29 protein-coding genes are annotated in these 24,938 nt (G+C 60.1%); 16 read left to right on the forward strand and 13 right to left on the reverse strand.

Annotated elements, in window-relative coordinates; genetic code table 11:
* Window positions 1-4 precede the first annotated feature (4 nt).
* Entirely contained in the window at window positions 5-409 is a 405-nt protein-coding gene (locus AK2_RS05010; RefSeq protein ID WP_281180617.1) for an acyl-CoA thioesterase, read from the forward strand.
* 79 nt (window positions 410-488) lie between these two features.
* Here the strand turns inward: AK2_RS05010 and AK2_RS05015 are convergent, their stop codons facing one another.
* Both AK2_RS05015 and AK2_RS05020 read right to left on the reverse strand, forming a co-directional pair.
* Window positions 489-1,217 carry a type 1 glutamine amidotransferase gene (locus AK2_RS05015; protein ID WP_067932022.1) on the reverse strand — a complete coding sequence of 243 codons (729 nt, stop codon included), beginning with the start codon at window positions 1,215-1,217 and terminating at the stop codon, window positions 489-491.
* Entirely contained in the window at window positions 1,186-2,556 is a 1,371-nt protein-coding gene (locus AK2_RS05020; RefSeq protein WP_067932024.1) for a Mur ligase family protein, read from the reverse strand. The genes AK2_RS05015 and AK2_RS05020 overlap by 32 nt, the downstream gene beginning before the upstream one ends.
* A gap of 154 nt (window positions 2,557-2,710) precedes the next feature.
* On the opposite strand from AK2_RS05020, the gene AK2_RS05025 reads away from it, so the two are divergent.
* The 3 genes from AK2_RS05025 to thpR are packed head-to-tail and all read left to right on the forward strand — an operon-like array spanning window position 2,711 to window position 4,186.
* Window positions 2,711-3,202: a free L-methionine (R)-S-oxide reductase MsrC gene (locus tag AK2_RS05025; RefSeq protein ID WP_067932027.1), complete on the forward strand. Its 492-nt coding sequence runs from the start codon at window positions 2,711-2,713 to the stop codon at window positions 3,200-3,202.
* A 48-nt stretch (window positions 3,203-3,250) separates the two neighbouring features.
* The gene (locus tag AK2_RS05030; protein WP_067932028.1) at window positions 3,251-3,610 is read left to right on the forward strand and encodes an arsenate reductase family protein; all 360 of its coding nucleotides are present in this window, start codon (window positions 3,251-3,253) and stop codon (window positions 3,608-3,610) included.
* Between the two features lie 6 nt (window positions 3,611-3,616).
* A complete protein-coding gene (thpR, locus tag AK2_RS05035; RefSeq protein ID WP_067932032.1) occupies window positions 3,617-4,186 on the forward strand; it encodes an RNA 2',3'-cyclic phosphodiesterase in 570 nt (189 codons plus the stop codon).
* A gap of 42 nt (window positions 4,187-4,228) precedes the next feature.
* Here the strand turns inward: thpR and AK2_RS05040 are convergent, their stop codons facing one another.
* The 3 genes from AK2_RS05040 to AK2_RS05050 form a co-directional block, all read right to left on the reverse strand.
* Window positions 4,229-5,185 (reverse strand): MBL fold metallo-hydrolase, encoded by a 957-nt coding sequence (locus AK2_RS05040; RefSeq protein ID WP_067932034.1) that lies wholly within the window; start codon window positions 5,183-5,185, stop codon window positions 4,229-4,231.
* A gap of 5 nt (window positions 5,186-5,190) precedes the next feature.
* Complete coding sequence (locus AK2_RS05045; protein WP_067932036.1) at window positions 5,191-6,678, reverse strand: FtsW/RodA/SpoVE family cell cycle protein; 1,488 nt, start codon at window positions 6,676-6,678, stop codon at window positions 5,191-5,193.
* Between the two features lie 142 nt (window positions 6,679-6,820).
* The gene (locus AK2_RS05050; protein ID WP_067932040.1) at window positions 6,821-7,096 is read right to left on the reverse strand and encodes a hypothetical protein; all 276 of its coding nucleotides are present in this window, start codon (window positions 7,094-7,096) and stop codon (window positions 6,821-6,823) included.
* 200 nt (window positions 7,097-7,296) lie between these two features.
* Between AK2_RS05050 and AK2_RS05055 the strand changes: the two genes are divergently transcribed.
* A complete protein-coding gene (locus AK2_RS05055) occupies window positions 7,297-8,466 on the forward strand; it encodes an FtsW/RodA/SpoVE family cell cycle protein (protein WP_067932042.1) in 1,170 nt (389 codons plus the stop codon).
* Between the two features lie 100 nt (window positions 8,467-8,566).
* Entirely contained in the window at window positions 8,567-8,860 is a 294-nt protein-coding gene (locus AK2_RS05060; protein WP_067932044.1) for a hypothetical protein, read from the forward strand.
* A gap of 52 nt (window positions 8,861-8,912) precedes the next feature.
* On the opposite strand, the gene AK2_RS05065 is transcribed toward AK2_RS05060, so the two are convergent.
* Both AK2_RS05065 and AK2_RS05070 read right to left on the reverse strand, forming a co-directional pair.
* Window positions 8,913-9,527 (reverse strand): carboxypeptidase-like regulatory domain-containing protein, encoded by a 615-nt coding sequence (locus AK2_RS05065; RefSeq protein WP_245632780.1) that lies wholly within the window; start codon window positions 9,525-9,527, stop codon window positions 8,913-8,915.
* Between the two features lie 18 nt (window positions 9,528-9,545).
* Window positions 9,546-10,166, reverse strand: a complete 621-nt coding sequence (locus AK2_RS05070; RefSeq protein ID WP_083520860.1) for a SpoIID/LytB domain-containing protein — start codon at window positions 10,164-10,166, stop codon at window positions 9,546-9,548.
* Window positions 10,167-10,330: 164 nt separating this feature from the next.
* Between AK2_RS05070 and AK2_RS05075 the strand changes: the two genes are divergently transcribed.
* From AK2_RS05075 to AK2_RS05095, 5 genes are all read left to right on the forward strand, one after another.
* A complete protein-coding gene (locus tag AK2_RS05075; RefSeq protein ID WP_067932046.1) occupies window positions 10,331-10,855 on the forward strand; it encodes a YwhD family protein in 525 nt (174 codons plus the stop codon).
* Between the two features lie 43 nt (window positions 10,856-10,898).
* The gene (locus tag AK2_RS05080; protein WP_281180621.1) at window positions 10,899-12,407 is read left to right on the forward strand and encodes an aminotransferase class I/II-fold pyridoxal phosphate-dependent enzyme; all 1,509 of its coding nucleotides are present in this window, start codon (window positions 10,899-10,901) and stop codon (window positions 12,405-12,407) included.
* Window positions 12,408-12,412: 5 nt separating this feature from the next.
* The gene (gene bcp / locus AK2_RS05085; protein ID WP_067932050.1) at window positions 12,413-12,886 is read left to right on the forward strand and encodes a thioredoxin-dependent thiol peroxidase; all 474 of its coding nucleotides are present in this window, start codon (window positions 12,413-12,415) and stop codon (window positions 12,884-12,886) included.
* A gap of 26 nt (window positions 12,887-12,912) precedes the next feature.
* Window positions 12,913-13,266, forward strand: a complete 354-nt coding sequence (locus tag AK2_RS05090) for a HesB/IscA family protein (RefSeq protein WP_067932052.1) — start codon at window positions 12,913-12,915, stop codon at window positions 13,264-13,266.
* A gap of 74 nt (window positions 13,267-13,340) precedes the next feature.
* Window positions 13,341-14,585, forward strand: a complete 1,245-nt coding sequence (locus AK2_RS05095) for an HD domain-containing protein (protein ID WP_245632781.1) — start codon at window positions 13,341-13,343, stop codon at window positions 14,583-14,585.
* Between the two features lie 34 nt (window positions 14,586-14,619).
* Here AK2_RS05095 and AK2_RS05100 read toward each other — a convergent pair whose 3' ends face one another.
* Window positions 14,620-15,243, reverse strand: a complete 624-nt coding sequence (locus tag AK2_RS05100) for a DedA family protein (RefSeq protein ID WP_157076233.1) — start codon at window positions 15,241-15,243, stop codon at window positions 14,620-14,622.
* Window positions 15,244-15,482: 239 nt separating this feature from the next.
* Here AK2_RS05100 and AK2_RS05105 point away from each other — a divergent pair, with 239 nt between their 5' ends.
* Window positions 15,483-16,727 (forward strand): glycosyltransferase family 2 protein, encoded by a 1,245-nt coding sequence (locus tag AK2_RS05105; RefSeq protein ID WP_067932054.1) that lies wholly within the window; start codon window positions 15,483-15,485, stop codon window positions 16,725-16,727.
* A gap of 34 nt (window positions 16,728-16,761) precedes the next feature.
* Here the strand turns inward: AK2_RS05105 and AK2_RS05110 are convergent, their stop codons facing one another.
* The gene (locus tag AK2_RS05110; RefSeq protein ID WP_067932056.1) at window positions 16,762-17,076 is read right to left on the reverse strand and encodes a YunC family protein; all 315 of its coding nucleotides are present in this window, start codon (window positions 17,074-17,076) and stop codon (window positions 16,762-16,764) included.
* 395 nt (window positions 17,077-17,471) lie between these two features.
* On the opposite strand from AK2_RS05110, the gene AK2_RS05115 reads away from it, so the two are divergent.
* Window positions 17,472-17,960 carry a divergent PAP2 family protein gene (locus AK2_RS05115; protein ID WP_067932057.1) on the forward strand — a complete coding sequence of 163 codons (489 nt, stop codon included), beginning with the start codon at window positions 17,472-17,474 and terminating at the stop codon, window positions 17,958-17,960.
* 33 nt (window positions 17,961-17,993) lie between these two features.
* Here the strand turns inward: AK2_RS05115 and AK2_RS05120 are convergent, their stop codons facing one another.
* The gene (locus AK2_RS05120) at window positions 17,994-18,251 is read right to left on the reverse strand and encodes a hypothetical protein (RefSeq protein WP_067932058.1); all 258 of its coding nucleotides are present in this window, start codon (window positions 18,249-18,251) and stop codon (window positions 17,994-17,996) included.
* A 103-nt stretch (window positions 18,252-18,354) separates the two neighbouring features.
* On the opposite strand from AK2_RS05120, the gene AK2_RS05125 reads away from it, so the two are divergent.
* A complete protein-coding gene (locus AK2_RS05125) occupies window positions 18,355-18,906 on the forward strand; it encodes an NUDIX domain-containing protein (protein ID WP_067932059.1) in 552 nt (183 codons plus the stop codon).
* A gap of 27 nt (window positions 18,907-18,933) precedes the next feature.
* Here the strand turns inward: AK2_RS05125 and AK2_RS05130 are convergent, their stop codons facing one another.
* Both AK2_RS05130 and AK2_RS05135 read right to left on the reverse strand, forming a co-directional pair.
* Complete coding sequence (locus AK2_RS05130) at window positions 18,934-19,800, reverse strand: 2-oxoacid:ferredoxin oxidoreductase subunit beta (protein WP_067932063.1); 867 nt, start codon at window positions 19,798-19,800, stop codon at window positions 18,934-18,936.
* A gap of 1 nt (window position 19,801) precedes the next feature.
* Window positions 19,802-21,526, reverse strand: coding sequence for a 2-oxoacid:acceptor oxidoreductase subunit alpha (locus tag AK2_RS05135; RefSeq protein ID WP_067932065.1), 1,725 nt, complete (start codon window positions 21,524-21,526; stop codon window positions 19,802-19,804).
* A gap of 376 nt (window positions 21,527-21,902) precedes the next feature.
* On the opposite strand from AK2_RS05135, the gene AK2_RS05140 reads away from it, so the two are divergent.
* On the forward strand, window positions 21,903-22,343 hold the full coding sequence (locus tag AK2_RS05140; RefSeq protein ID WP_067932070.1) for a DUF86 domain-containing protein: 441 nt from the start codon (window positions 21,903-21,905) through the stop codon (window positions 22,341-22,343).
* A gap of 11 nt (window positions 22,344-22,354) precedes the next feature.
* Here the strand turns inward: AK2_RS05140 and AK2_RS17615 are convergent, their stop codons facing one another.
* Window positions 22,355-22,861 carry a 3D domain-containing protein gene (locus tag AK2_RS17615; protein ID WP_281180619.1) on the reverse strand — a complete coding sequence of 169 codons (507 nt, stop codon included), beginning with the start codon at window positions 22,859-22,861 and terminating at the stop codon, window positions 22,355-22,357.
* Between the two features lie 130 nt (window positions 22,862-22,991).
* On the opposite strand from AK2_RS17615, the gene AK2_RS05150 reads away from it, so the two are divergent.
* A complete protein-coding gene (locus AK2_RS05150) occupies window positions 22,992-24,728 on the forward strand; it encodes an ABC transporter substrate-binding protein (protein ID WP_067932072.1) in 1,737 nt (578 codons plus the stop codon).
* Window positions 24,729-24,938 lie beyond the last annotated feature (210 nt).

Here is a 24,938-nt window from a genome sequence, read left to right on the forward strand (position 1 = left end):
TGTGGTGCGCTTTGGCGAGTGTGACGGATTGGGCCACGTGAACAATACGACGTATTTTACGTACATGGAGCATGCCCGGATGGACGTGTTCCGCCTGTTCAATCCAACCTTGTCCGTGGCGCAGTGGAACCTGATTGCCGCGTCTACCCGCTGCGATTTTCTTCAACAGGCCACCTATGCCCAGCCGCTCACCGTGTACACCTGGATTGGCCGGATTGGCAACCGCAGCTTCGATGTGGAACACGCCATTCAGGCCGAAGACGGGACATGGGTGGCGCGTGGACAGGCCACCCTGGTCACGTTTGACTACCAGCACAACCAGTCCCGGCCCTTGACCGAAGCAGAGAGGCAGGTGCTGCAACAGCACCTTGTCGGGCCGCAGGAGGCACCTGCCTTCCACACCCGCTGAGGCTTGCCCAATGGTTTGCCGCCTTGGGAGCGGGGGTGCATAGCCACGCCGGAACGCGCCCTGTTGGCGCCGGCGGCAGCTATGTCCGCGGCAACTCCAGGCGGCGTTCCAGAAACGCGTCGTGGGCCGCCTGCTCCCACTCGTCTTCCAGTGGTTGCAGCGCAATGGGCATGCCGGCGTAGTCCATCGCCAGCCGCAGGATGTGGTCGGCCAGTCGCGGATTCTTGGGCAGCAGGGGACCGTGGATATACGTGCCGATGACGTTTTGCCACCGCACGCCCTCCAGGCCGTCGCGGCCGTTGTTCCCATGCCCTTTTAGCACCTTGCCCAGGGGCTCATGCGCATGCTCCGTGCGGCCGCCGTGGTTCTCAAAGCCGACGATGGTGCCCAGTGTTTCCCCCGCGTCGATGGCGATGTTGCCGGTCAGTCGCGGGTGACCGGCGTGGGTGACGAGGTCCAGCAGTTCGAGCCCTTCCACCTTGCGGCCGTTCGGCAATTGGTAGTAATGTCCGAGCAGCTGGTAGCCGCCGCACACGGCCAGTACCGGCAAGCCGGCGGCTGCTGCGTGCCGCCAGTCCGACCGGTGCTTGACCAGGGTTTGTGCCACCAGTTCCTGTTCTCTGTCCGATCCGCCCCCAAGCAGGACCAAATGGTATTCCTCGAAGCGCGGCCGCTCGCCGGACAGCACGGGGATGACTTCAACGTCCACGCCGCGCCAGCGGCAGCGTTGCGTCAAGACACGGATATTGCCCTTGTCTGCGTACAGGTTGAGCAGGTCAGGATACAGATGTGCGATACGCAGTTTCATGGGAGTATCGGTTCACCCTTCGTTGCAAGCGTTCTGCCATCGGATACAGGGCCGTGTAGGTGCACAGCACATAGACGGGCGCATCCCCAAGCTGGCGGGCCAGCGACAGGCTCGTTTCCACCGCCTCGTCCAGGTCCGGTTTCACCTGCATCCGCTCCACAGGGTAGCCTGCGTATTTCAGCCGCAGGGCCATATCCTCGCCACGCAGCCCGGTGGTCACTACACCCAGGACGCGCCCGGCCTCGGCCAGCAGCTCGAAGTCTGCGTCCCACAACCAAGAAACGTCCCTTCCGTCGGCCGCGAGGTCGTTGATGGCAATCAACACCACCTTGGGCTCCGATTCGTGGCAAATGGCCTGAAGGACACTGTCGCATCCGGTCGGATTCTTGATCAAATTGAGGATAGACTCCGGATCCGTACAGAACACCTGCATGCGGCCCAGAGGGGGACGAAAAGCGTCCAGCCCCTGCTGAATCGGTCCGCGCCCGAGTCCACAGACCCGGGCCGCGGCGATGGCGCACAGGGCGTTGTATATATTGAACAATCCGCGCACAGGCAGGCGAAACCCGACGTCCGGCTGACCGGGTTCTTGGAGATGCAGCGTAGCCCCCTCGATGGTGGCGCGAAAGTCTGGATGCGGCCGGAAGAAATCACCCCGGGGACAGCGATACACGCCCAGTTGTCCGTAGAAGAAACCTTCATACTGCAAGCGCGCTCCGCACTCCAGGCAAAACGCGCCGTCGCGCATCTGCTCGCGCGGTTGCGCGTTCAAGTGACGCTCGTCCAAACCAAAGTACAGTACACGGCCGGGATGGCCCAACCCGATGCGGCGCGCGAGCGGATCGTCCCCATTGAGAATGAGGACCGCTTCCGTGGCCGCCAGGCCTTCCATGATTTTTTGCATCGTGCTGTCCAGCTCTCCGTAGCGATCGAGTTGATCCCGGAACACATTGGTCACCGCCGCGACGCGAATCGGGAAGCAGGACGCGACCAGCGGCAGAGTGGCTTCGTCAATCTCCAGCACTGCGGTCTTGGCCCGCAGGCGGCCCCGCCAATCTGTGTGTTTGATGAGCGCCGCCGCCAAACCCTGCCGCATGTTGGCTCCTTCCGCATTTGTGACAATGGGGCCTTCTTGCCTCATCATGCTGGCCAAAAGCGATGTGGTCGTGGTTTTGCCATTGGTGCCTGTGACGACGATGCAGCGCTCCAGCTGTCGCCCCAATTTCGCGAGCAGTTCCGGGGATACGCGAAGCGCCCACTTTCCCGGCAGGCTGGTTGCCCGGCGGCCGGCCAAGCGCAGGACGAGTTCTATCAGTTTTCCCACCCAGATTCCGAGCACGCTGCCCAACTCCTTGCACATCGACTCCAGGTTCGGACCGAAAGGGGGTGTCTTAGCCCGCCTGGCCGCTTTCTGGATTATACTATACCATGTGCCGGGAACGCGTCGACGACCTGTACGCGGGCGCCGGTGGAGCAAGAACGGAGGCGTGGCCATGTTCCAAGAAGTGAAAGTGGATGGCACTTCGAAACAAGCGTTCTACCAGGATGTGGTCCAGCAAGCCAAGCACCTATTGGCTGGGGAGAGCAATTGGATTGCCAACCTGAGCAATCTGTCGGCGCTGCTGAATCTGCACCTGCAAGATATCAACTGGGTTGGATTCTACCTGTGGAGCGAGCGCGACGGGGAGTTGGTGTTGGGGCCGTTTCAAGGCAAGCCCGCCTGCGTGCGCATCCCGCACGGGAAGGGGGTCTGCGGAACGGCGGCGGCGCAGCGGGAACCGGTGGTGGTGGAGGATGTCCACGCCTTTCCAGGACATATCGCCTGCGACGCCGCGTCTCGTTCGGAAGTGGTGGTGCCTATCATCCATCGGGGGCAGCTGCTGGGCGTCCTGGATGTCGACAGTCCCCTGGTTGGGCGCTTTGATGACCAGGATGCGGCGGGACTGGCACGGGTGGTGGAGGTGCTGCTGGAGACCGTGTCATGAGCGGGAGGCGTTGGCCGCGAATTTTGCGAGGAAGAAGGAGGAGTTGGCATGGAATTTTATGGGTATCGCCGTTGCTCCACGTGCCGGAACGCACATAAATACCTGAAGGAACACGGCATCGACGTGGAGTTTCGGGATCTGGTGGACAAGCCCCCGACGGCAGATCAGGTGCGCCGCTGGGTGAAGGAACTCGGTCAAGGGGTGGAGCCGTTTCTCAACCGACGCGGCACACGTTTTCGCGAGCTGGGCTTGAAGGACGCCCAGTTGACGGAGCAGGAGTGGGTGGACCGACTGACCAGCGATGGGAAGCTGTTCAAACGCCCCATCGTCATCGCGGACGGCGAGGTCGTCATCGGCTTTGACAAGGCGGCGTATGACCAGTTGATCGCCCGAAAGGCGACCGGGTGATAAGCGGTGGCGCGCCTGTTCATCGGCGTGGAGTTGGACGCGCCGGCGAAGGATGCGTTGCGCCGTTGGCAGGATAGGCTGCGGGCATGCGGAGTGACGGCGCGTTGGGCGCCCGCGCCCTTGCTGCACATGACGGTGTTGTTTCTCGGTGAGGTGCCAGAGGCCGACGTGGACACCATCGCGGCTGCATCCGCCCGGCTGCTGGCGGAGGAGGACGAGGCGGTGCTGACGGTCGATCGATTGGGCATGTTCTGGCACAATCGCATTTTATGGGCAGGCACGCCGGCCGCTTGCGAAGCCGAGTTCGCCCGGGTGCATCAACGCTTGGCGTCGCGGATGCGGGAGGACCTGGGTCTTGCCATCGCCGACCGGCCGTTTCAAGCCCACATCACTCTGGCGCGTGACCTTCACCGGCCGCTTCCGACAGACTGGCTCAGCCGCCCGGGTTTCCCCGATGCGGGCTTTCGCATGCCCGTGGCGGCGCTCGCCCTGTTTGCCTCCGAGCGTCTGCACGGACAGCTGGCGTATCGGGTGCGGGCACGGCTTCCCTTCGGCCGGCCTGCCGGCGGCCACTGATGAACGGGCCGCTATGCTCCGCCGCCGGTCGGCGGGAGGCCGTTATTTGCTCTCGCGTCCGCGGCGGCGTTTCTCCGCATACACCAACAGCCCCATCGCGTCCAAGATGATATCGATGTCGAGGACCCGGACGTCGCCGACGTTGTACCCCCGCTCGGCCAAGCCGTCTTGGACCCAGGCGCGCAGCGCCTCCATCACCGGCTCAAGCGTGATGCCTGGATAATACAACCTGTCTATCAAGTCGGCCATGGCCTGCGCCCCGCGCAGGGTTCCGGCTATCGCTTCTTCCTTGGGCGAGCGCCCGAAATGGGTGTGGTAAACCCATTGAAAAGGCACGTCGCGCAGCATTTTCATCGTGTTGTGAACGGCCTCGGGGTCAAAATCCACAGGGGAAGTGGAGGGCATCACCCACTCAAAGTCCCAGCCAGTGAACGACCTGCGGTAGCGTATGCCCACCGCGTCGCCGGCAAACAGCGCGTCTGACACCGGATCCAAAATGGTAAAGTGGTGTTTGGCGTGCCCGGGCGAGTCGAAGAAGGTGAGGGTGCGCCGGCCGATGTTCAACGTGTCGCCGTGCTCGCGGATGATGATGCGCTCCTCCGGGACGGCTTCAGGGCGACCAAACAGGCGTTCCACGTTCGATCCGTAGACCTCGCTCGCCCCCCGCCAGAGACGGGACGGCTCAGCCATGTGCCTGGCGCCGCGCGGATGGACGACAAGCTTGGCATTTACCGCTTTGGCCATCATTTGGCCAGCCCCGCCGGCGTGATCCAGGTGCACGTGGGTGACAATCACGTACGCCACCTGTTCCGGCTTCACGCCCAGTTCCTGCAATCCCTGCCACAGCCGCTCTTGGCAGTTGGCGGCTCCTGTCTCCACCACGGTAACCTGCTCGTCAAGGATGACGTAGGCCCCGGTTCGAGCGCGCAACCCTTGTTCCAACAGGTCAATCTGCCAGACGTCATGGCCCATGTCGACGAGATAAGCAGGACTTTCCATGCCGATTAGTCACGGTCCTTTCTGTTCGGCCTCCGACCCTTGCGCGGCTTGGACGAGTCCGATTGACTGCGGGTGCGCTCCCGCCAAGAAACAATCACTGGGTCGCGACGGCCCCGTTCCCGCTCTCTGTGACTGATGCTCGCGGCCATTTCCTGGCGGGAACGCCAGCTTTCGCGGTGCGGGGTCTCTCCCCGCAGACGCTTGGGGCGCAGCGGGGTCACGCTGGCGCCTCGGCTGCGGGTCCGAGGCGTGCCTGTGTACCCAGACGAAAAGGCTGGTGTCGTGCGCTCGCGGCGTTTCGACTGGGCGAGTTCGGCACGCGCTTCCTCGACCCAGATGACATCGGCGAGTTGGTCGGCGTCAGGCTCTTCGTCCAAGGTGTAGCGGGAAATGTTCAAGAGGATGCCCATCGCCGTCAAGTTGACCACCAAGGACGTGCCGCCGTAGCTGATGAACGGCAAGGGAACGCCAGTAACCGGCAGGATGCCGGTCACCGCGCCCAAATTGATAAACGCTTTAATCACGATCATGCTGGTCAGACCGACCGCCGTCAGAGCGGAAAAACGATTGGGGGCCTTGCGGGCGATGGAGAATCCCCGCCACGCCAACACCCCAAAGGCGACCAGCAGGGTGACGCCGCCGACAAATCCCCATTCCTCGACCAAGACAGGGAAAATGAAGTCCGCCTGCGGCACCGGGAGGTACCCGGTCTGGGCGATACCCATGCTGTAACCGCGGCCGAACCACCCGCCGCTGGCCATCGCTGTCCAGCCTTGCAGCACTTGGTAACCCGTGATGCCCGGGTCCGCGAACGGGTGTAACCACGCACTCATACGGTCGGATCGATAGGAGGACAGGTAGGCCGCGGCAAGCATCACCGGAATCGTGATCAGTCCCAGCACGAGCAACCGCCGCAGACGGACGCCCGACGCGAAGACGACCGACAGGCTGGTGGCCAACAGGGTGAGCGCGGTGCCCATGTCCGGTTCCGCCAACACCAGCAGGACTTCCAGCGCGATGACCATCAATGCGGGCCGTAAACCCAATCGAAAGTCGTCAAGGAGCACGACTTTCCGAGTAAAAAAGTATGCGAGGTAGATGACGCTGAGAACGATGGCGATCTCGGACGGTTGGATGTGAAAGGAGCCGCTGCCGAACCAACGACGGCTGCCGCCGGAGACGTGACCGATGCCGGGCACCAGCACCATCGCTAACAGCGCTAAGTTGAGCAGGAGCAGAAGCACCGCCTTGCGGTACCAGTGTTCGTAGTGCACCCAGTGCATGAGAACGCTGAGGATGATGAGGCCGATACCCGCCGCCGCCAGTTGGCGTATGGCCATGTTGGCGGCGGAGATGGGTGTCTTCGGGTGCGTCGCGCTATAGTGCAGAGCGGCCGGCATGCTGGCTGAAAAGATGGTGACCACGCCCACAGCGCAGAGCAGGACGATAGTGAAAAACAGGACGTAGTCCGGTTGATGGCGCTGGCTTTCCATGCGATCACCTTCTTCAGCCAGGAGTCGACAACGAGATTCCGACTTTGCTTGTTCGACACTGGCTGAAGAATTCCCTGCCGGCACAGGGAAGTGCTGATGTCCGAGATTGTGCCACATTGTCCCAGCCTCGGGGCTATCCGTTTCACCACCAGTGCAGGCCAATCGCTGTGATGCCAAGAATGGCGGCCAGCGGGATGGCGAGGTTCCAGCCCCCGCCCGGCATGCCGGGTCCACCACCCCAGGGGCCCGCAGGATACGGCCGATAGGTGGGTTTGTGCGCGGGCGGCGGGTGTTTGACCGCCCCCAGGATGATATGGTGTTTGCTGCAATGGATGACCACGCCGTGGAAGGTGCCGAAAATGGTCCGGCATTGCACCTGTTGCCCAAGCAACTTTCGTACCTGTCGATGCGTCACCATAAGCAACTACCCCTTTCCGCATTCGCCTGCAGTTTATGGGGCATTTGTCACTTCGGGCGCGGCGCATGCACAGATTGTTCACTGCAGGTCTCGACACGCTTCGCTATAATTGGGGGAGTGGTACTCCGGCAGGGTGAAGACGGAAACCCGCACAGAGGTCATGGATTTCGAATCGGGACAAAGGAGACCAACCATCTGCCATGCAAAAGTCGCTACGTCGAATGGACTGGATTTTAGTGGGGGTACTGGTGGCGCTGGCCGCTTGCAGCTGTGCGTCGCTGTATTCCTATGCGCTGGCAAGAAACTATCCGATTCATGGTCTGCGGGCCGAGTGGCTCAAGCAAGCCATTTTCGAGGCGCTGGGGCTCGTGATCATGGTGGTCACGGCCGTCTTTCTCGACTATCGGACGTTGCGCAAAGTGCGCTGGCCTTTGTATGCGTTGACTACCTTGTTGCTGCTGGTGGTGTTGAAAATGCCAGCGGTGAACGGCGCCCGGGCCTGGATTCCCCTGGGGGGCGGTTTTCAGCTGCAGCCCTCGGAGCTGGCCAAGGTAAGCATGATTGTTCTCGTGGCTAATTACATGTCCAAGGTGGAGGAGTCCGAGCATCCGCAGTACGGCCTGCGCCACGTGCCAGCGCTGGCCTTGATGCTGCTCGTCCCGTTTGCGTTGACGATCATAGAGCCGGCTTTGGGTCAGGCGCTCGTCATGTTTGCTATTTTCATGACTATGTACATAATTTTTACCAATCGTACGTACCTGACGTTGCTCACGCTGGCCTTGTTGGGCTTGGTGGTCGTCTGTGGCATTGGGCTTGAGCACCCCACGCAATCTGCGCATTTTGTCAACAACGTCTTGGTCAAGCATCATCTGCTGCAAAGCTACCAGGCAGACAGGATTCTCACCTGGTTAGATCCGAACTACGACTTGCAGCATACCGGCTACAACGTGCACTGGGCGCAAATCGCCATTGGCAGCGGCCAGGTGTTTGGCGAAGGTTGGCTGAATGGCACCATGACCGGCAATGTCCCGAATCAGGATACGGACTATATCTTTTCCCTGATTGGTGACGAGTTCGGCTTTGTCGGCGGCAGCGTACTGGTGTTTTTGTTCCTTATTCTTGTATATCGGTTGGTGAAGGTGGCGGCCAGCGCACAGGACCCGTTCGGCGTGTATGTGGCCATCGGGTTTGTGGGCATGTTCGCCTTCCAGGTGTTCGAGAACATCGGCATGGACGTATACCTCAGCCCGTCCACCGGCATCACGCTGCCGTTCATCAGCTATGGTGGTACTTCCGTGCTGGTCAACTATCTGTGCGTGGGCATAGTCTTAAGCATCTCCCTGCGACAAAAGCGGCTGCGGTTTGCCTGACAGGCGTCGGTCGGACATGAGACCAGGCACTGCCGGACATACTACCTTCACCTTCCCTTGGCTGGGAAGCGGACGCAGGTTGCAGCGGGAGGGAGAGGGAGTGTTGCAGGTCCGCGGCGTGCCGATGCGGGAAATCCATGGGCTTCCTTACACGGTGCATCAGATTGGCGAAGGGCAGTGGCAGATTGTCATCGAGAACTGCCCGCGCTATCCCAGCGGCTACAGGTTCCACCGGGTCTATCATTCGCAGCGGGAGGCGCTGCAATCGCTGGCAAACTGGCCGGATCACCGTGACAATCCGCGTGTGGCCGGCGATGACACCGGCGTTATAGCCTGGCTGGCGGATGAAACCGCCCATACCGAGGCCAGCCACGCGGGTGATGGACCATCCTGATTGGACGCGTTGGACGCGGCGAGGCTTCCCGGGCCGCGTCCACACCCTTCATCTAGCGATTTGGGTCTTGCCAGCCTTCCCCCAGTTGGGAGTTCCTGCGGAATCTATCCACCAACTCAATCAGCCAGAGATGGTGATACGGCTCCTGGTACAGGACCGGTTCAATCCGTCGGTCTTCCGGTCCAATCTTGTACATCCACACCGTGGCCTGCGAATCCAGCCCTTCGTGCGTGCGAATGCCCATGTGAATGGAATCGCGGTACCCGTTCTTATAGGCGATAACCGTCAGTTGACCGTGCAGTTCCGCCACCAGCGGCCGAAAGCGCGGATTGCGTATGACGGGCGCATCAAACCACGGGGTATATCCGTTTGCGCCTGTGCGCAGCCTTTGCTCCGTTTCTACCAGGACCACCTCAGCGCCGGGCAGCGGCTGCAGGGTCCGGCCGTCGATGACGCGTACACGCAGGCGTGCAGTCGGCCATGGGGCGTACGGATCCAATCGCTCTCCCGATGACGCGCCTGGTTGTTGCACGGGGAGACTGTGTGGACCTGGATCAGCCTGTGCCGTGGCCTGAGCGGTGATGTGTGGTGTCAATACGGCGGAGATCACGCATGCAGCCGTAATGCTGCGGGCAACAGCTAGAAACAAACGTCGCTGCGGCTTCATCAGGGTCATCCTCCTTCCCTATGTCTGGACTTGCCGTAACGCGCGTTGTTCGTAATAGAACTGCAGAATCTGGATGTAATTGCGGCCGCGTTGGGCCCAGTATTGGCTACCCCATTGGGCCATCTTCTGGGCGTTGCGGTATTGCCAGTTGGGATCGTTCGGGATACCGGCGCGATAGTTGAGCTCGATAATCTCACCGTTCGGCTTGACGTAGGCATAGCGGCGGATGGATGCGACCGCGCGGTCGGTGACCGGCTGCCGCGATAAATAGCGGAAGGTCTGAAAGTTCGTGGTATTGTCCACATCAAACGTGAAGCCGTCAATAGTAATCGGGTGCAGATGATGGTACCAGGCAAACATTTTTATGGCTATCGCGCCCGCTTTCAACGACTCGGCGTGCCAGGACGGCATCCATTCGTTGGGCAGGACGTCTTGACAGTATTCGTAAAACGGCACGCTTTGCACCCAAACAATGCGTCCCCGCGGGTCCGGTTCTCCATTCGGGTTGTTCTCACGAATGGCCACCCGGATTGTGGCTGGTTCCTGGGTGTTGTCCACAGTCGGAGCGGCGTACGCGGCTGTGGGACTGATGATGCCGAGAGCCACGGCGGCGGAGACAAAGACCCTGAACTTGCTCATCCAACCATCCCCTGCTTTCCTCTTGGCTGTTCTTTACAGTTCCCCGAAGTCCGGTGAACATACATGAAGTCACAGGTATCCAGAAGGTGTGGCGCAACGGCCGGAGCAGGGGTACAATGCATGGGGAATCCCATAGTTGGACCGTGATTGTGGAGGTGGCACAGATGGAACTGCTGCGGTTGACAAGTCGTCCGAAGCCGAGCGCGGACAACCAGATGCGCGGGATGTCAGCCGTGATTGTCGATGGGGATAGGGTCTTCGTGGACAACGGTGCCATCCACGCCAAGAGCGGAATCGAGCGGGGCATTCGCTTTGTCAATAACCGGGACGAGGTCCCCAATCCACGACGGGCCTGGATTTGCTGGGTGACTTTGCACCGTTTCGACGCTCCCGATGGCCAGGGAAAGGTCCAAGGGTATTACGGCTTGCAGGCATTTCCGATAGACATTGACGGGGAAGCGAAGGTTGGGTACAAATCATTGGCGGAATCCGTGAACAAGATGGACTACGCGGTCAAAGGCCGGGTTGACATTCGCAACATGCCAGAGAAGGATCGCATCCGCCTGCGGGATTTTCTGAAAGGTCTGCGCCCGGATTTATGGCAGGCAGCCAGCCCGGAGTTTCTGTCCGCCTTTGCGGGCGGCGAGACGGAGGGTGAATCGGGCGCAGGCAGCGCGAGCAACTCGTGATTATCCATCAGCAACGTGTTGGGGGGGAAATCGATTGACGGACATCGGCGCAGCGGTGGCCTCTGTCAAGGACACACCCGAGTCGCGGGCAGGGCGTCTCGACCAAGACCAGACACCACTGTTTGATGCGTTGTTGGAGCATATCCAGAGGCACCCAGTTCAGTTTCATATTCCAGGTCACAAGCAAGGACGCGGCATGGAATCGCGGTTTCAGCAGTTTCTTGGAGAACGCGCCTTGTCCTTGGACCTGATCAATATCGCGCCGTTGGACGACCTCCATCACCCGACAGGCGCAATTCGCCAAGCGCAGGAGCTGGCCGCCGAGGCGTTTGGGGCCGACGCGACATTCTTTTCGGTACAAGGCACGAGTACGGCCATCATGACCATGGTTTTATCCGTGGTTGGCCCAGGAGACGTGATCTTGGTGCCGCGCAACGTGCACAAGTCCGTCCTGACCGCCATCATGCTGGCCGACGCGCGGCCGGTGTTCTTGGCTCCCGAGGTCGACGCCGACTTGGGTATCGCGCACGGGGTGTCGGTGGAAACTGTGGAGCAGGCGCTGGTCAATCATCCGGAGGCCAAGGCGCTCCTGGTCATCAATCCGACTTATTTTGGCGTGGCGGCAGACCTCGTGCGGATTGTGGAGCTGGCGCATGAACGGGGCATTCCTGTGCTGGTCGACGAGGCGCACGGTGTGCACGTACACTTTCACGAGAGCCTTCCTCCCTCGGCCATGCAGGCGGGGGCGGACATGGCCGCCACCAGCGTGCACAAGCTGGGTGGATCGATGACCCAGTCGAGTGTGCTCAATGTCCGCGAGGGCCTGGTAGACCCCAGGCACGTGCAGGTGATCTTCAGCATGTTGACAACAACTTCCACTTCCTACTTGCTGCTGGCCTCCTTGGATGCGGCACGCAAACAGCTGGCCCTGCACGGACGCGAACGGGTGGAGCGCGCTCTACAGCTTGCTCGTTACGCGCGGCGGCGGTTGGCCGGAATCCCTGGGGTCTACTGTGTCGGCGGAGAGATCTTGCGCGGCAGCGCGACCTATGCGATGGATCCCACAAAATTGACCATCTGCGTCAAGGACCTGGGCCTGCGCGGCTATGATGTGGAGCGCATGCTGCGCGAACAGTTCAATATTGAAGTGGAACTGAGCGACCTGTATAACATCCTGTGTATCATATCCTGGGGTGACACGGAGGAGGACATCGACAAGTTGGTGGATGCCCTGTCACAGATTGCCCAAGGGTGCAGCCAGAAGCCGCATTCAGCTCTCAAGGTTCAGGTGCCTTCGCTGCCGCAATTGAAAATGTCTCCGCGGGCCGCGTTTTACGCGCCGACCGAGGTGGTTCCACTGGCTGAGGCGGTCGGACGGACGATTGCCGAGATGATCATGGTGTATCCGCCGGGGATCCCGGTGTTGTTGCCCGGTGAGGTGATCACGCAGGACAACATCGACTATATTGAAGAAAACCTGAGGGCGGGGCTGCCGGTCCAAGGCCCGGATGACCCGGAGATCCGGTTCATCAAAGTCGTGCGGGAGGTGTAAGCTCGATGGCCGATGTACAGGTCGGGGATGTGGCTCCCGATTTTACCCTTCCTTCCCATACCGGGGAGTCGGTCACGCTGTCGAATCTGAGAGGGAAAAAGGTTGTCTTGTTTTTCTATCCGAAGGATCAGACACCTGGTTGCACGCAGGAGGCGTGTTCGTTCCGCGACCTGGCCACGGAGTTTGCGGCCGCTGGCGCCGCCGTGTACGGCATCTCCCGGGATTCGCTGCGTTCCCATGAGCGCTTCGCGGAAAAGCATGCGCTGCCGATGCCGCTCTTGTCGGACGCAGATGGCGCGGTGTGCGCAGCCTATGGCGTGCTGAAGGAAAAGCACATGTTTGGCAAGAAGGTGTTTGGCATCGAGCGCACCACCTTCGTCATCGACAGCGACGGGCGCATCGCCAAGGTGTACCCGAAGGTGAAGGTGGACGGGCATGCGGACGAGGTTCTCGCTTTCGTCCGCGAATTGGGGGTATAATGGGGGCGACAGGGAGGTATGCAGTCATGGTGACCTTGACGGATGCCGCTGTGGGCAAGCTGCGTGAGTTGATGGCGGACACGGGGCCGGACGAGCACACCCTGCGCATTTTCGTGAAGCCCGGCGGGTGCACAGGATTCAGCTATGGGATGGCGCTGGATCAACCTCAGCCGAACGACTTGGTGTATGAGATTCAGGGCATTCAGGTGGCCGTCGACAAAGACAGTGCACGCCTCATTGACGGCTCCCAGGTGGATTTCGTTGATGACTTTAGCGGACAAGGATTTCGGATTGAAAACCCGAATGCGACTTCGATTTGCGGTTGTGGCTCCAGCTTCCGGACTGCCACAGAGGCGGGGCAGCCTGGCAGTTGTGCCTGACGACCGCATTCAGGGCCCGGTTTACGGGCCTTTTTTTCATCGGGGGGTGGACGCGCCTGTCTCGGTTTGTGAAGGTGTTGAAAGATCCGGTCCACGACGAAATCCTCGTCGAAGACCCGTGGATTTGGCGGCTCATCAATACCGCGGCGGTGCAGCGGCTGCGCCGCATCCGGCAGCTCGGCACATCCTATTTGACGTTTCACGGTGCCGAACACAGCCGCTTCACCCACTCGCTGGGCGCGTACGAAACCATGCGCCGGGTCCTGCGGTACCTGCAGGAGGAATGCGGTTGGCCGGGCGAGGAGCGTGACCGGAAACTCGCCTTGGCCGCCGCTTTGCTCCATGACATCGGGCATGGCCCGTTCTCGCACACTTTTGAAACCATTTTTCCGGTGCATCATGAGCATTGGACGCGCCGCATTCTGCTGGAGGACCCGGAGCTGCAGTCGGTGCTGTCCAGCGTCGATACCCAGTTTGCGAATGACCTTGTGGGCATCCTGCAAAAATCGGGGCAGCACGCGTATATCCAGCAGCTTATTAGCAGCCAGTTGGACGTGGACAGGATGGATTATCTGTTGCGGGACGCACTTATGACGGGGGTTTCCTACGGGCGTTTTGAGCTGGCTCGATTGATTCGTTCCTTGACGCTGCGGGACGGGCAGGTGTTGTTGAAGGCGAGTGGGCTGCACACTGCCGAGCAATACATTTTTGCCCGCTATTTTATGTACACCCAGGTCTATCTGCACCCGGTGACTGTGGGTAGTGATGTGCTGGTGGGGCAAATTTTACGCCGGGCTTCGGAGCTGTGGCAGGAGGGCCGGTTGGCGGACATCCCGCGGGAGTTTATCGTTCTGCTCGGGGAAGGGGAACAGGAGGTTTCGGTCGCCGATTACATGGCCATGGACGAATCGACGCTGCTGTACGCCTTTCGTCTGTGGTCCCATGCGGACGACGTCATCCTGGCGGACTTGTCCAGCCGGTTTTTGAACCGTCAGTTGTTCGCGGCGGTGGTACGCAGCGAGCCGACGCCCGAACAGTGGGCGGCGCTGCGGACGGCGGCGCGCGCTTTGGGATTTCACCCCGACTATTATATTTGCGGCAGACAATCGGCCGTCGCTGGATACCTCTATCCTGGCGAGGGCATTGCCCTCCTGGAACCGACCGGGGCGGTGACCGAGCTGAGCCGGCAGTCGCGCATCGTCCGTTCCCTGGTTCCAGATATGGAATATCGATTGTTTTTACCGAAAGAGATGATAGGGGGACAGGACCCGATGTGCATGCGGGTGCGGTCCATCCTGGGTCTGGACATGCCGACCTGAGACGTTCTGCCTGGGTGTGGAGCAAATCCGACCATCACGGTCGATGTCCCGTCTGGCGAGCGGAGTGTCGACGGGCAGTCCTACTGCGGCCGAACCAGTACCAGAGCACGCAAGCGATGAGCACCACGGCACCGAGGACGGTCAACGGCTTGAGGTAGGTGTCCACGAGTTCCCAATGTTTGCCGAGCTGGTATCCGAACACGGTGAGCGCTGTGTTCCAGATGCAAGACCCGATGGCGGAAAATACGAAGAACCGTGCCAACGGCATGCGTCCGATGCCAGCCGGCAGCGAGATGAAGGTGCGCACGCCGGGGAGTACCCGCCCGACAAAGACGGACAGGTTTCCGTGCCGGGCAAACCACCTTTCTGCCCGCTGGAGATGACTCTCACTGAGCAGAATGTAGCGGCCCCACCTGAGGATCAACGCTCGGCCTCCATGGGCGCCGATGATGTAAGCCAGCCAACTGCCGATTAGGTTGGCGAGGGTCGCGATGGCGATGACGCCCATGAGCGGCAGGTGGCCTCTGTAGACAAGGTACCCGGCGAAGGACATGACGACTTCGCTGGAAATGGGAATGCACAGACTTTCCAGGGTCATGAGGACGAAAATGGCGGACAAGCCGTAGTGGGTTACGAAACCGTCAAGTTGTGAGATCATCCGGCGCCTCCTCTAAATCGTGCTCGTGCGTGGTAACGTTGTCCAAGGCCCTCTGTCCTTAAGCATACCGGGAACGGGAGTCGAGCGTTTCGGCACCATCATACATGAATGAAACAAAACTGTGAAAGATGAGGACGGGGCGGGGGCAGGGTGTGGCCCGCGTTCGTTGACAGCGAGGCCGAATCCCCGCAAAATGAGGTAGCGTGGGTCATCCTACAGGAAAGCTGAGGGATAAGACCGTGTCCCTGGTGCACATTCTATTGAATACTTTGTACTTATTGATGCAGCTGTTCACGGGCGTTATTGGCGTATATCAAATCCTGACTTCATTGTTTGGTGTGTGGCATCGCAAGCGGCCCATTACGTTTCATCCGCAGAAGCGCTTTGCGGTTATCATTCCGGCCCACAATGAAGAGCGTGTGATAGGCCCACTCGTCGATAGCTTAATGGATCAAGACTACCCTCGGCGGTTGGTTGACATACATGTGATAGCGGATCATTGTACGGATCACACCCGTGAGGTCGCGGAGCGGCATGGAGCCCTGGTGCATGTCCGGCACCACGAAGAGAATCGAGGCAAGGGATACGCGATTGAATGGATGTTGGAACGGTTGTGGGAAGGGCCTGTTCAATATGATGCGGTTGTGATGGTCGATGCCGATAATCTGGTGGCCCGCGACTTTTTGCGCCGCATGAACCAGCGGTTGTGTGAGGGCCATAAGGTGATTCAGGGTTATTTAGGGGTGAAGAATCCGTTTGACACATGGGTCAGCGTGTCCATGGCCATCTCCTACTGGTTCAGCAACCGGATGTGGCAGAATGCCCGCCAAAACCTGGGACTTTCCTGTTCGCTGGGGGGGACGGGGCTGTGTATCGACGTAGGTCTGCTACGCGAGATGGGTTGGGGAGCCACCGGCTTGACCGAGGATTTGGAATTCGGCGTACGCTGCGTGGAGCGTGGCATTCTGCCCATATGGGATCACGATGCCAAGGTGTACGACGAAAAGCCCACAACGATTCTTGCTTCCGCAAGGCAGCGGCTGCGGTGGATGCAGGGCCACTTTCATTGCGCACGCCAGCACATGTGGCCGTTGATTAAGGCGGGTATTCGTGAGCGCAACTTTGCGAAGATTGACGCGGGTATCTATTTGTTCCAGCCCATGCGGTTTCTCATCCTGTTTTTGACATCACTGATGATGTTGTTGCAGATCACGCCGCATACCACGCCGTTGTCCCATGTGACGTCTTTGCTGCCCACTCAGTTTTGGGTCGGCGTGAACGTGTTTCTGTACCTGCAGATGCCTTTGGCCCTGCTGCTGGAACGGGTCAATTGGCGGGCTTATTTTGGTCTCATCATCCTGCCGTTCTTTCTGTGGACGTGGGGTCCCGTGGTTCTACAAGCCTATTTCACCAAAGGCAACCGAAAATGGGCACATACGATTCACAAACGGGCTATTCGCCTGGATCAACTGCGCAGCCGCTGATGCGTCACGCGCTTGAGGGTACCGCCGGACGAAACTACAGTGCTGCTCTGTGCATGCGCAAAAGAGCTTCCCGTATCGGCATCCCGGCCGTGATGCCGAGCGATTCGGCCGCCTGCGTGCACGATTCCACCTGCCCATGCAGCAGTTCATCCAGCGTGCGTACGCCGATGGCTCTCGCTGCCACGATGTTCCGGGACGCGAGTCGCTCGCGCAGCAAACGTATGTCCAAGGCCCCACACATCACGTATCCTTGTTCGCATTGGATAACCAGCAGGTTGGTCTTTGGCAGTTGGACCTCAATCTGTATAAAGGCGCAGTCGTCTAGGAACAGCGGGGCCACGTGTATCAAGTCGCTCTACCTCCTGCCTGGCGGACTTCGTCAATCGGTGAGGCATTGTTATGATATGGGGAAATCGTCTCCGTGGTGCATGGGTCATCACTTCACGGCGGTCGTAGCGGGCGACGCGGTGTGGTAGGATGATGGTAGGTGTCCGTCCGGGCGCCGGTGTGGGGAGGACGAATCAGATGACGATTCAGATTGAGTAAAACGGCGCGCATCGACATGGTTCGAGCCGTGTGCGGCGAGCATGGGGTATCCGGCTTTGAACAAAACGTGCGCATCCAGACCCGCAAGGGCGAGCGCCGGGGTCTATGGGCTCCAAGCCTCCGCACGCCTTGGTAGAACTGGTGAAACGCCTGGACAAAGCGACAGAGGGATTGATTCAAAACGATTGAGTTGAGGCTATGAGCGAGAATATACAAAACTTCCTAATTGGATTATGGCAGAATGCTCCGTTGATGGCGGCCATCAGCGCAATCGTGTTGGCCCAGGCGCTGAAGGTTCCGATAGAGTATCTGCAGCACCGGCAGTGGAACTTGCACAAGGCTGTGGACGCGGGAGGCATGCCCAGTGCCCACGCTGCCGGCGTGGCAGCCTTGACCACCACGTTGGCCTATGTGGTGGGGCCGTCCTCACCTGTGTTCGCAACGGCGGTCGTGTTCACCGCAATTGTCATGTACGATGCCGGTGGCATCCGCCGCCACGCGGGTGAACACGCGGTGCTGTTGAATCGCCTGGCGATGGAGATTGCCCGCTCGGGGATCAACCTGGAACCTTCTGCGACGTCCGAAGGTGAGCGGCTGAAGGAAATCCTGGGTCATGAACCCCGTGAGGTTCTGGTGGGTGCAGCCATCGGCGTGGTCATAGGGATTGTGTTTGGCAAGTGGTGGTAAGGCCGTTTTGGCGTTCTTTCGTTGCGCGCCCGTCTAGGCCTGTCGGTGGATTTTGTCGAGTAATTCCTGCAATGCTTCATGGGCCGACGGCAGCACGCGGCTTCCATACACCACCAGACGCCCGCCCTCGCGTGGCATTCCGATGGCGTAGTAGGTTCCGTCTTGGTTGGCGAACAATTCAATGTCGTAGATGTTGTCCGCTGTCGTGTATTCGTACGATTCCTTGCGCCGCAGGAATGTGTTATCGGGTACAGCGACGGAGCGGAATGCCTCATCCGGGATGGGTGTCATGACTGTTCTCCTCCTCGGTGAGAGTGTGGATGAAGCGCTGCGTCCAGCGGCGACAACCTCTGGCAGCGCCGCCTCCTCGTGATCACGAAAGGAAGCGATGGCCGTGCCGCACACAGATCCAACCTGGCGCCAGGCCGCCGGGCTCCGACTGGACAGCCCCTCTGTGAGAAGTCCACATTCGGTGTTGGTCTTCCCAGTGTACCAGGGCTCCATAGTCTGGGTTCAGCACCCGCAGCGGGGCTGGGAGGTGCCGGGCGGCAAGTGTGAACCGGGCGAGTCTGCCGATGCGGCGGCTCGGCGCGAGACGTGGGAAGAATCTGGAGCGGTCATCGAGAAATTGACTTGGTTGGCCGAGTACCAAATCCCACAACCGACCGGAGGTCCGTGGTACAAATGGGTCTATTGGGCTGAGGTCCGCCAGTGGCGAGCCAGACCGGATACCAGCGAGACGATGGCGGTGCGGCTGGGCAAGCTGCCCGAGCCTCAGCGGCTCCGGCGAGACCGAGCCGTCAGTCCCGTCTTGAAGGACTGTGTGTATACACAGTTATTTCCGCTTCTCAGAGCCCGTCTCATCACTTATGAGTCCGATTTGACAGACCCTCGCGGGGCCTCGCACCCTGGCTTATCGGAGAAAACAGGGCGGGCGGATGAATAGACGCCCACCCTGCCTGCCGCATCACGGTCACGCGAACTGCTTCAACGCATTCTGGAAAATCTCTTCGCTCAGGGCGAGCTCCTCCTCGACCAACGCCTGCTCAGGGTAGCCCGGGATCTGATCCTCGTAAGGCACCCGCGAGTCATCCCGGTAAATCAATCCCGTGGCCAATCCTCCCGTCTTCACGACCATCTGCATGGCTGCCGCGCGGTCGGTCGGATCGTAATCCGGCACCTGGTCGAGGTTGTACACATGCTCGCGGAACCAGTCGTAGGTGTTGATCTTGTTGTACGTGACGCAGGGGCTGAATACGTTGACCAAGGCAAATCCCCGGTATTGAATCGCCTGTTCAATCAGTTGAACCAATTGATTCACGTCGCTGGAAAAGCCCTGCGCCAAAAATCCGATACCGGCGCCCAGCGCCACCTGCGTGGGGATGATGGCGTTCTCGATGTTGCCCTGCGGGGTCGTCTTCGCCTCAAAGCCGTGCGCACTGGTGGGGGAGTGCTGCCCCTTGGTCAACCCGTAGATCTGGTTGTCCATGACAATGTAGGTGATGTCCATGTTGCGGCGGACGGCATGCATGAAGTGGTTGAGGCCGATGCCAAACCCGTCGCCGTCGCCGCCGGCGGCGATGACCGTCAGATGGCGGTTGGCGAGCTTGAGTCCTTGCGCCGCGGGCAGGGCCCGCCCATGCACGCCGTGGAATCCGTAGGTGTTGATGTATCCGGAGATACGCCCCGAGCAGCCGATGCCGGATACAATCGCCACCTCATGCGGCTCCTTGCCCAGGCCCGCCAGGGCGCGCTGTATGGATGCTTGCACAGAAAAATCGCCGCATCCCGGGCACCAGTTGGGCCGGACGTTGTTACGGAAGTCTTTTACCGTTGCCACTTCAGTTCATCTCCTTGCAGAATTCGTAGATCTCCACCGGTAGAATGGCCTGTCCGTTGTACTTGAGAAAGCTTTGCGCATGCGGGCAGTCCACTCCGAAGAAGGACATGAGGTGGCGAAGCTGCGCTGTCGCGTTGTTCTCAACCACCACGACCTGCTTGGCGCCGGATAAGGCTTCCTGAAGCTGGCGCTTCGGGAACGGGAGGATGGCGTGGATGTGCACATGTGCCACCTTAAGTCCGTCCCGCTGCAGCCACTCCTTGGCCTCGGCAATCGCCCCGATGTTCGATCCGATGCCCACAATGGCGATGTCCGGGGATTCGTCACCGGTCCTCACGACACTGTCTTCGATTTCTACACCCTGCAACTTGCGCATGCGCTTCTCCATCATCTGTTTGCGGTTGCCGGCCGTCTCGTTCGGGCGTCCTGTCTCCATGTGTTCCACGCCTGTAACATGGTGCAGGCCGCCTTTGGTGCCTGGGAACACACGCTTGGACACACCGCTGTCGGTCAATCGATAGCGGGGAAACTCGCCACCCGCGGCGGCTGCCAGGTCTGCTTCATCGGCCACCGCGCCGCGGTCGATGACCACGTCCTCCAGGCGCAGCGGCTCGGTCGTCTGTTTGCTCAGGGACAGCTGCAGGTCCGTCATGATGATGACGGGGCATTGATACCGTTCCGCGAGGTTGAACGCCTTGCCGACGACGGTGAAACACTCTTCGGTGGTCGCGGGATTGAGGACAATTTTCGGGATTTCCCCGTGTGTGCCAAACAACGCGGCCAACATATCGGATTGCTCCTGCTTGGTCGGCAGGCCCGTGGACGGTCCACCGCGCTGCGTGTCAATGATGACGACCGGGGTTTCCGTCATCCCGGCCAGGCCTATCGCCTCCATCATCAAGGACAGACCGGGGCCGGCCGTGCAGGTCAAAGCCCGAGCCCCGCCATAGGCGGCTCCAATGGTCATGTTGATGGCCGCAATCTCATCCTCTGTTTGAACGACCACACCGCCCACCTTCGGGAACTGTTTAATCAGATACTCCATGACATCGGAAGCCGGTGTGATGGGATAGGCCGGCATCACGCGCGCTCCCGCCGCCAAGGCGCCAAGCCCGAGCGCCTCGTTGCCCATCATGAACAGTCGCCTCGTACCATCCGCCGGACGCAGGGCAAACTCGGGGTCAGCACCACCCAATTCCTTCATATGATTAAATCCGCGGGAGATGGCCTCCATGTTTTGATCGACGATCCGCTGGCCTTTGCGCAGGAACCGCTCTTCCACCACTTCCCGAAAGATCTCGATGGGCAGACCGAGCAGACAGGCGGAAGCCCCAAGAGAGACCATGTTCTTCATGATCGCCGATCCGCATTCTTCAGCTATCTTGGTTAACGGGATGGAGAACAACCGCACGTGATCCGGGGCAGTGGGATTGAATTTGCTGTCGGCGATCACGACGCCGCCTTGTCGCACCTCGTGGGCGTTCACGTCAATGCTCTCCTGGTCGAATGCCAACAAAACGTCGGTATAATCGGCTATCGCCCGATATTGTTTGAGGCTGACGCGGACCTTGTCGTTGGAATGACCGCCTTTGATGCGAGACGAAAAATGACGGAATGAATACACATAATACCCCTGGCGGTTTAGCGCAATGGCGAACGTCTCGCCGGTACTCTCCACGCCTTCTCCTTGTTGACCGCCAACTTTCCACGAAAGTTGCTCCAACATTTTGTCTTTCACTCCTCCAGACTGACTCTGCCTTCCACCTTCATGGTGCATCCCGACGGCGTGGCAAAAACCCATGACCTCACGCGCACACTCTACAACCGACTGCGTCCACGCTTTGAGGCAGCCGATCCGCTTGCGCGGCTCCCGAGATCATGGGTACGATACAGAATGGGTCTTGCGACCATCATCAGTCACGACCTCTATGGACTCCCGGCAGAGGTGGCACAATCCTGGTATTCGTTCGCCCACTATCGCTATTATACTGTAACGGCAGTCCTGAGAAAACTGATATGGATGGAACTTCTGGAGGATCGGCATAGACTGGATGATGCCGTGGCGTCCACCGCCGCGGGATACAGGAGCGGAGGGATACGCAGTGTTTCTTACGGATGCATCGCTGGCTCGGATTGAGCAGTGTCTGCAAGCGGTGGCAGAACGCGCCCAATGGCTCGAGCAGTTGTCCGAACGGCCGGCGGGCTGGAGTGAACAGCCGGAGACGCGGTGGGCCGCGGAGCGGGCCCTGCATGTGGGGATAGAATGCGTGACCGACGCCGCCAATGAGTTGATTGACGCGTTGGTCATGCGGGAACCGGGCGGATATGCGGACATCCTGCGTGTATTGATAGAAGAGGGGGTGCTCAAGCGGGAATGGTTTGAGCGCTTCACCGGTGCCTTGGACCTGCGGCAAGAGCTGGTCCGCCATTATCTTGTCCTGGAGCCGCAGCGAGTGGAGCAGGCAGCGCGGGAGTACAGCCCGATGCTGCTTGAGTACGTCGAGCAGATGCGAGCCTATATAACACGCGAACGAGGCCTGTGAGGGAATATGCCTTATCCCGATTTGATGTTTGTAGGCGGCAGTATGTACACGCGCACATGGCGGCGCACCCCAAAACGGACCGCTTCTTGGGTGGATGGCAGCAGGACGTCGATGTGTCGGCCGCGTATGGCTCCTCCCGTATCTTCGGCGACGCGCCAGCCAATCCCCTCGATGTACACATAACTCCCTATCGGGATCACGGACGGATCGACGGCAATCGTCCGGAATGCCGCCGCCCGGGTGCCGCTGGCGGTGATGCCAAAGCCGCGTGTTCCCGGACGCTTCCCGGTCGACGCCGGGTCCAGAGCGTAGGCGGTCAAAATGAAATTGTCCAGTGTCTGATGTGGGGTGGAATCGACGTCAGTGTCCCGGATGGACGCAAACGCCGCCACGGCCGCCTCGACGTTGCGGCGTTCCGCGTATGGATGGGCCTGCGCCTCTGTCGCCCGGCCCCAGCCCACCATGCCTGCAACCACCGTTGCCACGAGCATCATAGCACGCAGTCTCGGTCGTATCATGGCCGGTAGCATAGCCGCCCGCGATGGCATTTATGCATCGACGTCCTGGGCACGCGAGTGGGCGGTGAGTCATAATCTATCACCGCGTTTAATAGAGTAGCCATGAGACCCTAAGTCGGGAGGGCGTGCCATGAAACGGGCAGCGAAAGGATGGTGGGTGACCAGCTCCGTCGTGGCTGCGGCCGTGGTGGCTGTCGTCGGTTACGCGCGGCATCAGGTACCAAGCGGTGCCGCCAAAACAGACAGGCAATCCACCGTGGTTGTGAAGGCGTCCGCCTCGTCGACACGGCCGCGGGCGGGTGGGTCCATCTCACTCGATGTGCTGGCAAACAAGGTCGATTTGGATCCAGCCAGTGCCTTCGATCCGGTATCGCAGCCGTTGGTGCACCAGCTCTATGACCAATTGGTCACCTATGATGCCGATTCGCGCAAGGTGATTCCTATGGCCGCGCAGTCCTGGACCGTCTCGAAGGACGGGCGGACCTACACATTTCACCTGCGCAAAGGAATGCGATTCTGGAACGGCGACGCGGTCACGGCGCAGTCATTCGTCGACGAATTGAAACGCGTCCTCAACCGGAAGTTGAAGCCCTACCCTTGTCCAGCTCCTAGTTTTTTCTTCTCCATTGACGGGGCGCCCGCGTTTTACAACGGCAAAGCCAAGTCCATTGCCGGGGTGAAAGTGCCATCTCCCTACACTTTGGTGTTTCGCCTATCCAAGCCGCAGGCTGACTTTCTCAAGGTCTTGGCCTTACCGTTTTTGTCCGCTGTGGATGACGCGGGCAGGCCCAGCTTGGGCCACGCGATGGGGCTGCAGATGGGGAGCGGGCCGTTTCAGCCGGTTCGTATGAGCGCAAAGCGCTGGGTGTTTTACCGCAACCCCCATTATTGGCGCACGGACCAGTGGGGGGGTCACCTGCCCTATTTGCAGGAGGTGGTTCTGCACCCAGTGCAGAATCCGGACCTGGCTGCCATCGATTGTGAACAAGGGTTGGTCGCGTGGATTTCCCCAAGCCTGTTGGCAGACAACCGCATCTCCCCCGCTTCTTGGCGGAGGTTGACATCCCAGCCGACTTTGCGGTCCGGTGCTGCGGTCAAGCCTGGGGACACGATCTGGTACCTGGGAATGAATGTGAAGAAGAAGCCGTTCACGGACGTGGATGTTCGCCGGGCGATAGCTTACTCCGTGGACAGGACCGCCCTCGCCCGGGCTAGCGGGTCTTTGACAGCCGCGACCGGTCTCCTGCCGCCGGAGACGGCAGGCCAAGAGGGGGTCATCGCCAAGCTTCTGCCGTTTGACCTCAAGAAGGCCAAGGCGCTCGTACAACGGTCTGGGCACGGGCACCGTGTCCAGGTGAGCCTGTGGTCGTCCAGCGGGGACGGACAGTCCATGGTTGTCAAGAAAATCGGGCAAATGCTCACTGAGGCAGGCTTTGCGGTCAAGCAGCGCCGTGTTTCCTTCCCGGAGTTCCTGCGCGCTCAGGAGACAGGCCAAGCGGGGGTCTTTTTTGAGGGATGGCGCGAAGACCTGCCAGGCGCGGACGACTTTCTGGGATTGTTCCAATCGGACAATCCGCCGGTACTAAACCCGACACAGTACCATCGGGCACAAATCGATCATTGGCTGGCCGCGGCAGAGTCGTCGGCCAGTCGACAACGGCGGGCGGAACTGTACCAAAAGGTCAGCACAAAAATCATACAGGACGCGGTGATTGTGCCGATTGGCTATCCGTTGCTTCAGTATGTGGTGCAACCGGGGATCCATGGTTTCACGGCTGTACCCGGGATCCCCACGTCATGGGCGCAGGTGTGGGTGGAACGAAAAAGCGGCTCCCCGGCGAGAACCGGGAAGCCGCGTCACGACTAGGATTCTTGGCGGAGAGGGTGGGATTCGAACCCACGGTGCCCTTGCGGACACGGCGGTTTTCAAGACCGCTGCCTTAAACCACGCCCCAAAACCCGCGCCATTACTGGGTTTTTCCCGTATGACCGTCTTCAGCAGCAACGGTCTCATCTAATTTCTATACCATGAAACAGAGCCATAATCAATGGTATAATAGCATCAGACAAGAACGCA

This window comes from Alicyclobacillus kakegawensis NBRC 103104 (genome assembly GCF_001552655.1).
Classification (GTDB): domain Bacteria; phylum Bacillota; class Bacilli; order Alicyclobacillales; family Alicyclobacillaceae; genus Alicyclobacillus_G; species Alicyclobacillus_G kakegawensis.